General features: G+C 47.5%; 12 protein-coding genes and 1 tRNA gene. 5 read left to right on the forward strand and 8 right to left on the reverse strand.

Features of this window, described 5'->3' with window-relative positions; genetic code table 11:
- Window positions 1–49: 49 nt before the first annotated feature.
- The 3 genes from recG to HMPREF0658_RS05205 are packed head-to-tail and all read right to left on the reverse strand — an operon-like array spanning window position 50 to window position 3452.
- On the reverse strand, window positions 50–2146 hold the full coding sequence (gene recG, locus HMPREF0658_RS05195; RefSeq protein WP_006949137.1) for an ATP-dependent DNA helicase RecG: 2097 nt from the start codon (window positions 2144–2146) through the stop codon (window positions 50–52).
- 8 nt (window positions 2147–2154) lie between these two features.
- Window positions 2155–2880: a 2-C-methyl-D-erythritol 4-phosphate cytidylyltransferase gene (locus HMPREF0658_RS05200; protein WP_006949138.1), complete on the reverse strand. Its 726-nt coding sequence runs from the start codon at window positions 2878–2880 to the stop codon at window positions 2155–2157.
- Window positions 2877–3452 (reverse strand): DJ-1 family glyoxalase III, encoded by a 576-nt coding sequence (locus HMPREF0658_RS05205; RefSeq protein WP_006949139.1) that lies wholly within the window; start codon window positions 3450–3452, stop codon window positions 2877–2879. The genes HMPREF0658_RS05200 and HMPREF0658_RS05205 overlap by 4 nt, the downstream gene beginning before the upstream one ends.
- Before the next feature lie 157 nt (window positions 3453–3609).
- Between HMPREF0658_RS05205 and HMPREF0658_RS05210 the strand changes: the two genes are divergently transcribed.
- The 3 genes from HMPREF0658_RS05210 to HMPREF0658_RS05220 all read left to right on the forward strand — a co-directional run bounded on the left by HMPREF0658_RS05210 (window position 3610) and on the right by HMPREF0658_RS05220 (window position 8315).
- Window positions 3610–4554 (forward strand): NAD kinase, encoded by a 945-nt coding sequence (locus tag HMPREF0658_RS05210; RefSeq protein WP_006949140.1) that lies wholly within the window; start codon window positions 3610–3612, stop codon window positions 4552–4554.
- Between the two features lie 75 nt (window positions 4555–4629).
- Entirely contained in the window at window positions 4630–6369 is a 1740-nt protein-coding gene (locus HMPREF0658_RS05215) for an ABC transporter ATP-binding protein (protein WP_006949141.1), read from the forward strand.
- A gap of 1004 nt (window positions 6370–7373) precedes the next feature.
- Window positions 7374–8315 carry a peptidoglycan DD-metalloendopeptidase family protein gene (locus HMPREF0658_RS05220; protein WP_006949142.1) on the forward strand — a complete coding sequence of 314 codons (942 nt, stop codon included), beginning with the start codon at window positions 7374–7376 and terminating at the stop codon, window positions 8313–8315.
- 349 nt (window positions 8316–8664) lie between these two features.
- Here the strand turns inward: HMPREF0658_RS05220 and HMPREF0658_RS05225 are convergent, their stop codons facing one another.
- Together HMPREF0658_RS05225 and HMPREF0658_RS05230 are read right to left on the reverse strand one after the other, a co-directional pair.
- Window positions 8665–9015, reverse strand: a complete 351-nt coding sequence (locus HMPREF0658_RS05225; RefSeq protein ID WP_006949143.1) for a hypothetical protein — start codon at window positions 9013–9015, stop codon at window positions 8665–8667.
- An 862-nt stretch (window positions 9016–9877) separates the two neighbouring features.
- Window positions 9878–9950, reverse strand: a tRNA-Lys gene (locus HMPREF0658_RS05230).
- 238 nt (window positions 9951–10188) lie between these two features.
- Between HMPREF0658_RS05230 and HMPREF0658_RS05235 the strand changes: the two genes are divergently transcribed.
- Together HMPREF0658_RS05235 and HMPREF0658_RS05240 are read left to right on the forward strand one after the other, a co-directional pair.
- On the forward strand, window positions 10189–11643 hold the full coding sequence (locus HMPREF0658_RS05235; RefSeq protein WP_006949145.1) for a Do family serine endopeptidase: 1455 nt from the start codon (window positions 10189–10191) through the stop codon (window positions 11641–11643).
- 182 nt (window positions 11644–11825) lie between these two features.
- Window positions 11826–12581 carry a head GIN domain-containing protein gene (locus HMPREF0658_RS05240; RefSeq protein ID WP_006949146.1) on the forward strand — a complete coding sequence of 252 codons (756 nt, stop codon included), beginning with the start codon at window positions 11826–11828 and terminating at the stop codon, window positions 12579–12581.
- Between the two features lie 217 nt (window positions 12582–12798).
- On the opposite strand, the gene HMPREF0658_RS05245 is transcribed toward HMPREF0658_RS05240, so the two are convergent.
- Genes HMPREF0658_RS05245 through HMPREF0658_RS05255 form a run of 3 tightly spaced genes read right to left on the reverse strand, consistent with a single transcriptional unit; the run spans window position 12799 to window position 14691 of the window.
- Complete coding sequence (locus HMPREF0658_RS05245; RefSeq protein ID WP_139047725.1) at window positions 12799–13374, reverse strand: hypothetical protein; 576 nt, start codon at window positions 13372–13374, stop codon at window positions 12799–12801.
- Window positions 13326–14492 (reverse strand): hypothetical protein, encoded by a 1167-nt coding sequence (locus tag HMPREF0658_RS05250; protein ID WP_006949151.1) that lies wholly within the window; start codon window positions 14490–14492, stop codon window positions 13326–13328. The genes HMPREF0658_RS05245 and HMPREF0658_RS05250 overlap by 49 nt, the downstream gene beginning before the upstream one ends.
- A gap of 19 nt (window positions 14493–14511) precedes the next feature.
- Window positions 14512–14691 (reverse strand): hypothetical protein, encoded by a 180-nt coding sequence (locus HMPREF0658_RS05255; RefSeq protein ID WP_006949153.1) that lies wholly within the window; start codon window positions 14689–14691, stop codon window positions 14512–14514.
- Between the last annotated feature and the right edge of the window lie 243 nt (window positions 14692–14934).

Consider the following 14934-nt stretch of genomic DNA (forward strand, 5'->3'; position numbering starts at 1 on the left):
CGTATTGATATATGAAGGAGTGTGTTAGGAGGAAGGGGAGAGGGGATGTTTAACTGATAGCCATCCAATTGATGTTGGTCTTTCGCAGTTCTTTCAGCCTGTTCCAGAGCATGGCATATTCGGCTTTCTCGCATGTGGGGTCGGTTTCTATGATTTTCCGAGCTTCTTCTCGTGCCAGCTGCACTATCTGTCCGTCTCGTGCGATGTCTGCTATTTTCAGGTCGAAAGCGATGCCGCTCTGTTGTGTTCCTTCAAGGTCGCCGGGGCCACGCAGTTTTAAATCGGCCTCGGCGATGCGGAATCCGTCGTTTGTCTCACACATAATATCTATTCGTCGCCGTGTTTCGGCCGATAGCTTAAAGGGCGATACGAGGATGCAATAGCTCTGTTCGGCGCCCCGGCCTACGCGTCCGCGTAATTGATGGAGCTGGGAGAGACCGAAACGTTGGGCATCCATGATAATCATCACTGAGGCATTGGGCACGTTTACGCCCACTTCAATCACTGTGGTGGCTACCAATATCTGCGTCTCTCCTGATATGAAACGTTGCATTTCGGCTTCTTTCTCGGCAGATTTCATCTTTCCGTGCACCTTGCTGAGCCTGTATTCGGGGAATATTTCCAGAAGGGCAGCGTAACCGTCTTCCAAGTTTTTCAGGTCAATCTTCTCGCTTTCGCTGATTAACGGGAAGACGATATAGACCTGACGCCCCAACTCTATCTCCCTGCGAATACTCTGATAGAGACTTGTGAGCTGGGTGTCGTACTTATGAAGGGTCTGTATGGGTTTGCGTCCCGGTGGCAGTTCGTCTATCACACTCACATCGAGGTCGCCATAAATGGTCATGGCCAAGGTGCGTGGAATCGGTGTTGCCGTCATAACGAGCACATGAGGAGGGTTCTCGCTTTTGCTCCATAGGCGTGCTCTCTGTGCCACTCCGAAGCGGTGTTGCTCGTCTACGACAGCGAAACCGAGACGGGCGAACTGCACGTTTTCTTCTATCACAGCATGCGTGCCCACAAGTATCTGTACTTCGCCGTTTGCCAATCCCTCGAGGATGGCTTGTCGGCGGCGTCCTTTCACCATGCCTGTGAGCAGTTCCACCCTCACGTCCATGCCCTTGAGGAATGTGCCGATAGTAGTGAGATGTTGCTCGGCGAGTATCTCGGTGGGTGCCATGATGCAGGCTTGGAAGCCGTTATCGAGAGCAATGAGCATAGACATGAGGGCAACAAGGGTCTTTCCCGAGCCCACATCTCCTTGCAGAAGCCGATTCATCTGGCTGCCCGATGCCATGTCGGAGCGTATCTCTCGTATCACTCTCTTTTGGGCTTCGGTGAGTGGGAAGGGAAGGTTGGAGGAATAAAAGCGATTGAACAATGAGCCGACGCGTGTGAAAACATACCCACGATACTTGCGTTTGTGGTCGCTGGCATACCTTAATATATTCAGCTGAACATAGAAAAGCTCTTCAAACTTCAGTCGAAGTCGTGCGCGGGAGGTATCTTCTGCCGATTGCGGGTAGTGTATTTTACGGCACGCTTCGTCGCGGGATATCAGATGAAGAGGCTGTGTGATGAACGGAGGAAGTGTCTCCGGCAGAGGAGAAGGAATCTTTTCGATGAGTGTCTTCGTGAGCTTCTCTATGGCACGCGACGTGATACCGGCCTTCTTCATGCGTTCTGTGGTGACGTAATAAGGTTGCATTCCCATGGTGGAGAGCTGCAGTTGGGCAGCGTTCTCTATGTCTGGATGGGCAAATTGGTATCGTCCGTTATACAAGGAAGGCCTTCCAAAGACAATATAGTCGGTATTTACGCGGTAGTTCTTATAGACATATTGCGTGCCTTGGAACCAAACAAGGTCTACAACGCCGTGTCCGTCGGTGAAATGGGCAATGATGCGTTTGCGTCGTCGGCCTGTATCATATTCTTCAAAGCTGAGGATTCGTCCTTTGATTTGTACGAAAGGCATGTCCGAACGCAACTCGTCTATGGCATAGATGCGGCTTCTGTCTACGTATTTATACGGGTAGTATTCGAGCAAGTCACGGTAAGACTCGATATGAAGTTCCTTACTTAATATCTCTTTCCTTTTGGGTCCTACCCCTTGGAGGTACATGATGTCTTGTTCGAGGATGCTCAATGATGGGTTTATTTGGGGAGAAATGAATAAAACGGAACGGATGATGAGGTGCCGGGAAGACTGCTTTCGGTTGGCAATCGGCAAAGTGTCTCGGCTATCAGGATGTCGAATGGTGTAGTGATTTTTATGTTTTCGCGGTTGCCCTCCACAAGGGTTATCGGTTGCCCCATGGCTTCTACGACCGACGCATCATCGGTATAATCGTCTCGGAACTCCTGATTATAGGCTTGTTTGAGCAGGGAGATGTCAAAGGTTTGCGGGGTCTGTACCAGCCGGAAGTCGTCTCTTGCCACAGTGGAACCACCTATCTGCCGCAAAGTCTCAACCACCGGCACAACCGGCACCACGGCTTTCGCCTCTTTGGCAGTGTCGTAACAACGTTTAATGACGGAGAGAGACACGAACGGACGCACACCATCATGCACGCCAACGATGCCTTTTGCATCTTCGGGGATGAGCCTCAACCCATTCTTTACCGACTGAAAGCGGGTTGTTCCACCATCGGCCACCTCATGATGGACATCGAATCGATGCTCGGCACACAGGCTTTTCCAATATTCCTGCTGGTCTTTTGGCAGCACCAAGATTATCTTCAATGCCTCGGAATAGTCTTTGAAGCGTTGCAAGGTGCGCATCAGTACGGGCAAACCGTTTATCGGCAAAAACTGTTTAGGGATGCTTCCACCCATCCGCAAGCCTTTCCCTCCGGCCACGACAATCAAGTATTGGCTCATACTTGGTGTGCTGCGATGACATCGGGAATGAGCATGCCGCTCTTCACCTCTTCACTCTTCTCTCGCGATACGAGCTGTTCCAGCAGTCTGAAGCTGTAAATAAAAGCGGCGGCAGGGCCTTTCCCCGTGGTGATATTTCCGTCTACGGTGCATAACTCTTGTGTATAGGTGGCACCGTCGAGAAACTTTTCAAAGCCCGGATAGCAGGTAGCACGCTTTCCTTTCAGTATGCCTAACCTTCCGAGAACAAACGGTGCGGCGCAAATAGCTCCGATGCGTTTGCCTTGGGCGTGATGTGCAGTAAGCAGACGGCACAGTCCCTCATGTTCGCTCAGATGGCTTGCACCGGGCATTCCGCCGGGTAGCAGCAACAAATCGGCCTGTTCAAAGTCTTTCACCTCTTCAAATTTCACGTCTGCTTTCAGGGTTACGCCGTGTGCAGACATCACGTATTCGGAGCCGGAAACACTGACTGTCTGTATCTCCACGCCGCCTCTGCGCAGAATGTCTACAGGTGCCAATGCCTCAATATCTTCAAAGCCATTGGCCAAAAACTCATATACCTTTGCCATAATTTTATTGTTTTATCAGGTTGTTTATCAAAAGAAAACTGTATTTTTGCAACATAGAACCTCTTGGCGGCGCAGCTTCAACCGTTGCTGATACGACTGCTTTCCGCCCATCACAGAGGTTTTGTCCTTTACAAAGATACGAAAAGTTTGTCAGTTGATGGCATACGACGATGAAGAATATTTTAAAAAGCTATTAAATATGCCCGTGAGAAAGCTAAGTTTCGCCATCTTCGGCAACGAATATCAGGCTAAAAAGTCGGCTTCTGTCCAAACTCTTCTGAGTGTATTGCATGGCTTTGGTGCCGACATCGCCATCGACCGCCCCTTTTATCTTTTCCTGACAAAGACCCTACAGCTTCGTGTCGAGGACGTAAAGGTTTTCGACGGAAGCGACTTCTCAGCAGACTTTGTTATCTCAATGGGGGGAGATGGCACTTTCTTAAAGGCTGCTTGCAGGGTAGGAGCTAAGCAGACACCCATTATCGGCATCAACACGGGACGGTTAGGCTTTCTTGCCGACATCTCGCCACGCGATATTCAAACGGCCATTGCTTCCATCTTTGCAGACGATTACTTAGTGGAAGCGCATACGAATCTCATGATTGAAACCTCGGGAGAACCCCTCAAAGCCATTCCTTACGCATTGAACGACATTGCCATCTTAAAGAGAGACAATGCATCGATGATTTCCATTCACACGAAAATCAACGGCGAACACCTCGTTTGCTATCAGGCCGACGGACTCATCGTATCTACTCCCACCGGCTCCACTGCCTATTCGCTATCTAACGGAGGTCCTATCATGGTGCCGCAGACAAGCATTTTCTGTCTTACCCCTGTAGCCCCCCACAGCTTGAGCATTCGTCCGATTGTGATTTCCGACGCTTCTGTCATTACGATGACAGTCGAGAGTCGCAGCCATAGCTTTCTGATTGCCATCGACGGACGGTCTGAAAAGCTCGCGGAAGGTACCGAACTGACCATCAGAAAGGCACCTTATATCACAAGAATCGTAAAAAGAAACGGACAAAAATACTTCTCTACACTACGTGAAAAGATGGCTTGGGGGGTAGACCAGAGGCAAGATGCCGCACAAGTATAATAGCTTGTCGTTTCCCACACCTTTATTATATATCCTATCACCGCAAGGAGATGCTCATTTATTTACCGCCCATTGATGATATTCAGCAACTTTAAAACGCTTCTCAACGGCAAGACCAACAGATATACAGCCAAGGAAATATTCCGTTGGTTATGGGCTGCTTGGCATGGAAACAGGCTTCAGGCCATGCTCAACGCCGTTATCGGACTGCTCGGAGTGGCAGTGAGTTTGTCCATGGTGTGGGCATTTCAACGTGCCATAGACGTGGCAGCCGGCAACCGCGACGGCTCTATTTATGGGTCGGTAGGCCTTATCGGCATCTTCATACTTGCCGATTTCGCCCTGAGCATCTCATCCATTTGGATAAGAAACATCCTTGGCATCCGCGCACAGAACCGCATGCAACAGCGACTTCTCGACCGTTTGCTGCGTTCGGAGTGGCATGGAAAGGAACGACACCATAGCGGCGATGTGCTCAATCGGCTGGAGCTGGATGTTGCCAACGTAGTGAACTTCCTCACAGAGGTTATCCCCAACACGCTATCCGTATTCACTCTCTTCCTCGGTGCTTTCTTTTATTTGTTTTCTATGGATGCTATGCTGGCTTGTATCACAGTGGGCATTATTCCGATATTCGTCGTTCTCAGCAAGATTTACATCAGTCGCATGCGTCAACTCACACGTCGGGTACGCGATTCCGACAGCAATGTACAGAGCGTTTTGCAGGAAACCATACAGAACCGCATGCTGATTAAAACGCTCGAAGCCCGCACGCTGCTGGTTGACCGGCTGGAGTCTGCCCAAAGCACCTTACGCAACAACGTCGTTAAGCGCACGGCTTTCAACGTGTTCTCCAACTTTATACTCAATTTAGGCTTCTCTGCAGGCTATTTGGTAGCCTTCCTTTGGGCGGCGATACGCATGTCTGAACACACATTGTCTTTTGGAGGTATGACTGCTTTCTTACAGTTGGTTAATAGAATACAAAGCCCTGCACGCAATCTTACCAAGCTCGTGCCGCAGTTTGTCTCTGTCTTTACAGCTGCGGAACGACTGATGGAACTTGAAGAAAACCCGCTTGAAGAGCAAGGCACTCCTATTTATATGGGCACTCCCTGCGGCGTGAGACTTTCAAACGTCTCTTTTGAATACGACGACGGCGAGGGAAAAGTAATCGAAAACCTTACTTTCGATTTCCGCCCGGGCAGCTGCACAGCCATATTAGGCGAGACCGGTTCGGGTAAAACCACGCTTGTACGCATGATATTAGCCCTGATGAAACCCATAGATGGTTGTCTTGAAATGTACGACGCTCAGCATTCGTACCCTCTCTCGCCGCTCTTACGCTGTAATTTAGTATATGTTCCGCAAGGAAACACGCTCATGAGCGGCACTATACGCGAGAATTTGCGTCTTGGAAAGCTTGATGCCACCGACGAGGAGATGGCCGATGCACTGCGGAAAAGCTGTGCCGACTTTGTGATGACTCTGCCCGAAGGACTTGACACGGCATGTACCGAGTCGGGAGGAGGCCTGAGCGAAGGACAGGCGCAACGCATTGCCATTGCAAGGGCTTTGCTTCGCAACCGGCAAATCATGCTGTTTGATGAAGCAACGAGCGCTCTCGACCCCGAAACAGAGCGGCGTTTACTGCGTAATATCCTGTCGAATCGTGATAAAACGGTTCTTTTCATCACCCACCGTCCTGCCGTCGTGGAATATTGCGACCAAGTACTGACAATTGAAAAATGTGCCGTCGATACAACAGACACTTACCTGTCTTCTCTTTCTCCCTTACCCCAAATCGGTCATTAGAGCCTATACAGGTTTTGTTTTGATGGTCGTTCAGATGCTTAATCTTCCTATCGAAGGCGTAGCGGGCTACGTCGAAAGAAGGCGGCAGACAAGATATCGACAAGCGGATAGAAGATGACAAGAAGCCGTAGGAGCAATATTGAATGATAAATGAGCGAGTTCGGGATAAGGTTATCTGGGCTGTAAGCCCCAAAGGGGCGAAAGACCTTAGGCAGGGTGTGAAGCTCGTAAGAGCGTAACCCCTGATAAGCATGTGCAGAAAGATGAACCCCGTAGGGGTGACGGAGGATGGAGGGTTCGTGTTCTGTCGCCCTTTCAGGGCTTAGACTGCGGGAATCCACAACACAGGGGCTGCGCTATCGCTTACCCCTGTCTAAGGTCTTACGCCCCGTCGGGGCTATTAGATAAGACTCTCTTATCCCGAATTCGCGTATAAATGAGCGGTCTCATAAGCGATTGGGGGTTACACGATTCGGAGTAAAACCTCCACTTTTTCCCACAAGAGCGTGCCCGATGGGATACTGCCCGATGGGCGAGGGCGTCTTTACTCGTCGGAGACAAAAAAGCCAACATTTTCCCTTTGACTTGCAGTGAAATAGAAACGGATGTATGAAAGCTATCCTTTTAGGCCGTCGAAGGATAGCTTTGAGAGCGTGAAAGCATAGCTTTAACAAGCTCAAAGCATAGCTTTCTCGTTTTCATCGCTTTTATGCTGGATATCAATGGTTTGCGTATCGTACTTCAGAGGCGGAATGGAACATGAAAAGAGGTCTGCTCCAAGCGGTTATGAACCCCGTTTTTACAAGTGACAAGATAGGAAAACACAGGCCGTCCAAACGTTAAAAAGAGAACAAAAACTGTTAAGAGGGCTGGTTCTTCGCCTTTTTTTCGTTATCTTTGCCACGTCTCTTTCGTGATTCGATGAACTTTTGTTGTGTTCAACGGATTGTTTTTATGGAACAACCGAGTTGTTCTCGGAGACATCAACCCAAGAGAAATAGGATATGGAGTTAAAGAAAACGATAAAGATATTTATTTTCGGCACACTTTTAAGCATATATGCCGGTTCAGCATTCGGACAGGATTTATTGGCAAGACAAGCACCCGTAGACCGCAAAATGAAAGCGGTAGACACGCTGATGTTGCAAAGCATTGTTCATAAAGAGATGGTGCAGTCGCCCGCCGCCGACCTTTATGAGGATTGGAACAACCAATATGCTCATAAAGCTACTGCTTTGCCGGACTCATTCCGCATCAGTTTGCGCAATTTCTGTATGCCAACACCGAGTCGCGTGGTAACATCCAACTTCGGACATCGTTGGGGACGCACCCATAAAGGTTTGGACATAAAGGTATATATCGGCGATACCATCCGCTCGGCCTTTGCCGGCAAGGTGAGAATCGTGAGGTATGAGGCCGCAGGATACGGCAGATATATCGTTATTCGGCATCCAAATGGCTTGGAAACCATCTACGGACATCTGTCGGCACAGCTGGTTTCAGAGAATCAGACGGTAAAGGCGGGCGAACCGATAGGTCTTGGTGGTAACACCGGACGTAGCACCGGTTCGCATCTTCACTTTGAGACACGTCTCTGCGGAGTGGCTTTGAACCCTGCATTGATGTTTGATTTCCGCAACCAAGACGTGACAGGCGACTATTATCTCTATCGCCGCAGCAGCTATGAACACGAGTCGGCACTTGCCACACGAGAGCGCGGGAAGATAGGAAACGGAGGTTATACACGTGCGGATGTCGTGGGAGAACCGCTTAAAACTGCAATACCGGAACTCGGAAGCGAGCCTCGCTACCACAAGGTGGAAAGTGGCGAAACACTCTACTCTATCGCTCGGAAGCGTGGTGTGAGCATTGATGCCATTTACAAGCTCAATCATTTCGGGAAGAATGTGCGGTTACGACCCGGACAAATAGTAAGATATTCATGATATTTTATTTTTTTAATGAATGAATGAGGCCGAGAGAAGTGATTTCTATCGGCCTCGTTTGTTTGAACTCCTATCGGTTATGAGATGGCCACCTCTCATTTCTATAGGGATGATGTCGTTTTCTGTCATCTTTTATTCGCTTGCCGGCATCTTGTCTGCCGCCTTTTCTCGACGTAGCCCGTTACGCTTTCGACAGGAATGACAAAGCATCTGACCGACAATCCCACAAATCCGTACAGGCATTCGTGACCGATTGGGGTTGAGGATGCCCTGCTTGCTCGCTGGAAGAAGAAACGAAAAAAGGGGACGAATGGTGATTCGTCCCCTTGGTAATCCTACAGATGAGAGATTACTTGTTCGTCTTTTGACAGTTTTTCTGTGCTTTCTGCTTGTTGCAACAGTCAGCTTTTTTCTTCTGGTCGTTGTTGCAAGTCTTCTTTGTCTCGCAGCACTGTCCCTTAGCTTTGTCGCATTTCTTAGCCTTATCGCACTGACCTTTTTCTCCTTTGTGGCAGCCTTTGTTTTCACTGCATTGCTGTTTCTTATCGCCATTGCATTGCTTCTGGCATGTGGTAGCAGTCTTGCAGTCGGTTTTCTCTACTTTATTCTTATCCTGTGTCTTTACACTTTGTGCGTTCACGCTTACGGAGAAGCACATAGCAGCTAATACGAGAGCTGCACTTACCAATGTTTTCTTCATCTTTTTACTGTTTATAGGGTTTGTGAATTGGTTGCAAATATACGGTGAAAGATTGGAAACGGATGTATGATTTCTGTTATAAATCATTAATGGCACGCACTGTCTGCCCGATGAACGGTCTGTATTTATGCCGGTTCGGGATAAGGAAGTTCCCTAAAAAGTTGGTAATCTATCTGTTGTGTCGTAAACTTATAGTTGAAAAATCAATAACTTACAATATGTATATGGTGGCGATTACCACTGAAAAAGTTAACGAAAAGACTTTGATATACCAAGATTTCAGTTCGTTTTTTCACTGTATAAGACAATCGCTTCTATACGAATATGCAAACGATTGCAATTGGAATTGGACAAATAAAAATGTTTTATGCGAATGTGATATATGGAAATGCCGTACCTTTGCTGCGCATTCCTCCCGAAAGGGATAGGTAATGGCAGAATAGAATTATTAGTTTTGTTGATTTAGTGAGTAAGGGTCTCGTTTGCAGTGATTTGCAAGCGAGATTTCTTTTTTATCCTTTTCGTGGTTTTCTCCACTCCCGTTACAGGATAATACCATTTTTTATTAAGAGAGGTTTCCGGCCTTTCCCCGTACAAACGCCATCTGTACGACGCATAAATAAGAACTTACCAATCGTAACTTTACGACCTTGAAAATTCTCACAAGGAACTTTTGAGTATCGAATACCGAGGAATCATCATAAAAAGAGGCGGAAAAGTTACGAATAAAAAGCATTTTTTTCCATCCATTCCCGATTTCAACCCAAGTCGGTCATAAACTGCTTAATAATCGGTTGGGGGTTAAAAACGAAAAAAGAGGACTTCATTATGAAATCCTCTTACAACCTGCATTGAGCGAGTGTGATTCGTTTGGGGCTCGAACCCAAGACCCCAACATTAAAAGTGTTGTGCTCTACCAACTGAGCTAACGAATCATTCACTTACCATGAATATTTTGCGGTGCAAAGGTAAACTATTTATTTGGAATGACCAAATTATTCGATGTCTTTTTTTGCATGATGTTTACACTCGGATTAAGAGCCGTTAATAGCTCGAATGGGTTTGTTAAAAGAGAACAAATAATAAGACAAGATGTCAGTTTCACGCTTTTTGCGTCTAATTTTGCAAGCGTCTATTGCGAAATATGACACAAACAATTAATCAATTACAAAGATGAAAAAGTATAATAAGTATTTGTTGGCGGCGATGTGCCTGTTGGCCGTCGTGCTCTCAGCAGGTGCATTCATGAGAGCCCAAGCAGCCGTTGCTCCAGCCCAGCCGGTAGACCTTACCTACGCAGCAGAGAAAGCGTTACCTGCAGTAGTACATATCAAGTATGTGCAGAACTCCAAGGTGAAGACCATTGACGTTCAGAGCGACCCATTCAGCGATTTCTTTTCCGACCCTTTCGGCTTCTTTGGCACGCCCAATCAAGGCGGAGGCACACAGAAGCGACAGGTGCAGACACCCAAACGCCAGGCTACAGGCTCCGGGGTCATCATTTCTTCCGATGGTTTTATCGTAACGAACAATCATGTGGTGGAAGGTGCCGACGAGCTGACTGTCACATTGAACGACAACCGTGAGTATTCCGCTCGTATTATCGGCACAGACAAGACCACCGACCTCGCCCTTATCAAGATTGACGGACGCAATCTTCCGACTCTTCCCATCGGCGATTCCGATAAGTTGAAAGTGGGCGAGTGGGTCTTGGCTGTGGGCAATCCTTTCAATCTTAATTCCACTGTTACAGCCGGTATCGTGAGTGCCAAGGCGCGCTCTTTGGGAGCCAATGGCGTGGAATCATTCATCCAGACCGATGCGGCTATCAATTCAGGCAATTCGGGAGGCGCATTGGTCAATACACAGGGCGAACTCGTGGGTATCAACGCGATGCTCTATTCACAGACGGGCTCGTATGCCGGCTACGGATTTGCCATTCCTACCACTATTATGAACAAGGTAGTAGCCGACCTCAAACAATACGGTACCGTGCAACGCGCCTTGCTCGGCATCCAAGGGACAGACGTCCACAACTATATCGACCAGCAAAAGGAGCAGGGCAAGGAGGTGAACCTCGGCACCAACGACGGTATCTACATTGCTAAAGTCGATGCCGACGGTGCCGGAGCTGACGCTGGTCTTGCCGAGGGCGACATCATCACGACCGTAGACGGCAAAAAGGTGAGCAAGATGGCGGAGCTACAGGAAATCATGGCCGGCAAGCGACCGGGCGACAAGATAACGCTCTCCTATCTCCACAACAAGAAAACCGTCGAGCGCACCGTCACGCTAAAGAATGCACAAGGCAATACCAAGGTGGTGAAGACTGCCGACATGGACGTGCTCGGTGCAAACTTCCGAGAGATAACAGATGCCCAGAAGAAGCAGCTCAATATCAACTACGGACTCGAAGTCATCAAAGTAAACAACGGTGCCTTTAAAGAGGCAGGCATCAGCCGAGGCTTTATCATACAGCGCGTAAACGACCAGACGATGAAGACACTCGACGATTTGCAGAAAACTGTCAAAGAGGCTTCCACCGGCAAAGAACCTGTGCTCTATATCCAAGGCACATACCCCACCGGCAAAAAGGCCTACTTCGCCGTGCCGTTGCAGAGCGAATAAACCTGCAATTGAATAGACAAGGAGCGATACATCTTCCGATGCTTCAAACAGCGAAGCGCGGAGCGTATCGCTCTTTTTTAGATGTATATTCGAGATAGAAAAGCGAAAAACTCTCCCCGTTGCAACTTTTCGCCTCCATCTTACGTCTAATACACATACAAACCAACAAAGAAAAAACAATTATGAACACAAAAAGAAACCTTTCTTTTCTGCTCATCGCGGCCGCGTTGCTGGGATGCAGCCATTTGGCCATGGCCTCCGATAAAGTCGTGAAACGTGAAATCAAAGTAAAAGATTTCATACGGATAGCCCTGCTCAACTCAAGTTCTGTGTATTATACCCAAGGGGCGAAAACCTCGGTAGTGGCAGTAGGACCGCAAGAAGACATCGACCGATTGAACATACACTCTGATGGCTCCACATTGGAAATAAGAAGCGAGCGACGCCGAAGCATAAGCATCTTTAGAGGCTGGAACTCCGACGATGTGAAGATATACGTTACTTCACCCGACATCGTGGGCATCTCCGTGAAAGGTTCCGGTGATTTCGTTGCAAAAAACAAGATAGACACCGATGCGATGACGGTGGAGCTCTACGGCAGTGGCGATATTGATATCTCCGACATCATCTGCAACGAGATAAAAACCACTCTCAAAGGTAGCGGCGATATCGACATCGACCATCTGCGTTGCGCTTCATCCGGCGTATGGCTCACCGGCAGCGGCGACATCAAAATGCGACAAATAGGCGTAAAAAACACCTACCTGTCGTTGGTGGGCAGTGGCGATGTGAGCATATCTTTCCACGAATGCGGCTCCGTGAAAGCCAACCTTACCGGCAGTGGCGACATCACCCTGTCGGGCAGCATCAAGCAATTAGATAAAACCAAACGCGGAAGCGGCGATTACCACACATCGCATCTCAACGTAGGCAGATGACATCGGCTCCACAGGAGCAAAGGCATCGTCCACACAAACAAAAAAAAGCGAGTGGTACGCGTCATCATCACGATGCGTACCACTCACTTTTCTTATAACACAAAATCAAAAATGATTGAACAAGCGGCTTGTTGGTCATTTCACATTTGCAGCAGCCCAACAAGTGGCTTGCAGGCACATTTCACGTTGGCATTGGGCTAACAAATGGATCGTAGTCTTAATAAGCCACGAAGGGACGGGTAATGTAATGAGGGTAAAACTTATAGCTCTCGGAAAAATACATACCATTGTAATAACCTGTGTAAATGTAATAGAATCTATCTGAATCTTTCTCGGTACTACATTGATAATAAACCCAAGGGTCACTCGGTTCACCTACAATTGGAGCTCCACCGGCAACCCTAAAAGCATAGTGTATCATTTTCGATTTCCAAGCTAAAGGTGTATTAAATGTTAATACCGGAACAACCGTACCAAAACCTAACTTTACAAGCACCTCTCTCCACTCATTGAAACTTGGCAAATACCAAACGCCATCTTTATTAAGATTAGACGACAATGTTTTACCGTTTAACTTGCTTGTTAAATCCGTACTTTGATAAAAGTTACCGGCATAATAAAAGCCTTCAAAATTGGGGTCTTTTGCCTTTACAATAGGATGTCCGTTGTGGTAACTGTCGTAACTCTCCCATGTCCAAACCTGCCCACTGACTGTATTATTGGTAGCATCTGTGATATTAGGAATCATAACAGAATTACTTTGTACGTCGCTCCAGCCAGCATTTTTTTCCATTGAGTATTATTTTGTCCTCCTTTGGCATTCCACAATGCAATGGCTTTATGAGGCGCAAATACAATCGCAATGGGAATATGTCCTTGACGGTTCGCTGCATGAAGAGGCCCCGTCTGACCGTCTTCAAACAAATAAATATACTGCGGCATCAAACGGATGGTGAGGGTATAGGCACCGTTGGCTTCAAAAGCATTACCGGCTTTTAACTTGCGGTCGCCATTGGTATTAAGCGTGGCATTGTACACCGTTCCACCCGTAATGTTATATACCAGCTCTTCGGGCTTTGTTCCCGCCAAGACAGTAAGATATTTATTACCCGTTTCCGTTAATAAAGACATTTGCAGCGTAGCATCTTCAACTGTTCCTTGAACAGAATAATTTTGTGCTTGCACCTTCCCTGTAGCATTTTTATTGGTGCTCGCACCAAATGTGCCCGTTGTAAAATCGTAGACAGTTGAGGCGGGAACATGATTAGCTTGATAGCCTAAAGTAGCGACAACATTCTTTGGTTCCATCACTGCAATGAGTTTAGTGCGAACGCGTGCACCAGCATGCTTCATCGTGAAAGCGATTTCTTGCTTTTTGGCATGAGTGATGGTGACGAGTTGCTTACAAACAAAAGCCTTGTCTGCATACTGCAAAGGAACTTCGATGGTATTGCCGCTACGTGTGGCGTATTGATGGGTGTAGCAAATGAAGTCGTAGTTAGCCGGTGAAAGTTGAATCGGTGTGCTACCGGCATCATATTTAAATTTCCCCGCAGCATCAAAATAACCCTTAATACTGGCAACTTCGGTATTTGTACCGGCTTTAAACACCACAATGGTGTAATGATTGCCACTCGTGATGGCACGTGTGGCGGGTTGCTGCTCATGGTCGCGCTCAAGGGTTACTTCGGCTTCCACACCGTTGATGGTAAACGTATCTTTGATAACTTTATCTGTGCTGGCGCGCGAGCCAGCTATCTCCACGTCGGTATTATACGGCGCTTCGCTCATACTAAACGTGATGCCCTTTATTGGCTCTTCGGTATTTTCGTCATTATTCTCTTTGCTGCACGCAGTAAACAGCGCGAGGCCAGCGGCAAGCAAACTAAATTTCATGAATCCTTGTTTCATTTTCTTTTCTTTTTACTGATTAAAAACCTAAATCTACTTCAAACTCATCGCCCTCTTGGTCGCCCTTGTCTTCGTAGTCGTCTTCTTGTGAACCGTTGCTCGGCGTAACTGTAGAGCAGATTAATTGACTGTTTTCTGCTTCTATGACCTCACACCACGGTGCAAGATAAGGGAGCTTTTCTTCCTGATTCCTTTTCATCTTTCTAATTGTTTTAAGTGAATAAAATTGAAGTTATTTTTGCCTTCTCGTACCTTGTAAACGGGCACGAAAAAAGGAACAAAGGGAACTCCTTGGAGCCCTTTGCTTATGGGGAATACACGCAGCCTTACGCGCGCGCGTACAATAAAATATCGAATGGAGGTTACGCCAGGTGCGAATGTGTGTGTGTGTGTGTGTGTGTGTGTGTGTGTGTTAGCAAATTATTTGGATTGACCAAATAAT

Origin of the sequence: Hoylesella marshii DSM 16973 = JCM 13450 (genome assembly GCF_000146675.1) — a bacterium.
GTDB lineage: Bacteria > Bacteroidota > Bacteroidia > Bacteroidales > Bacteroidaceae > Prevotella > Prevotella marshii.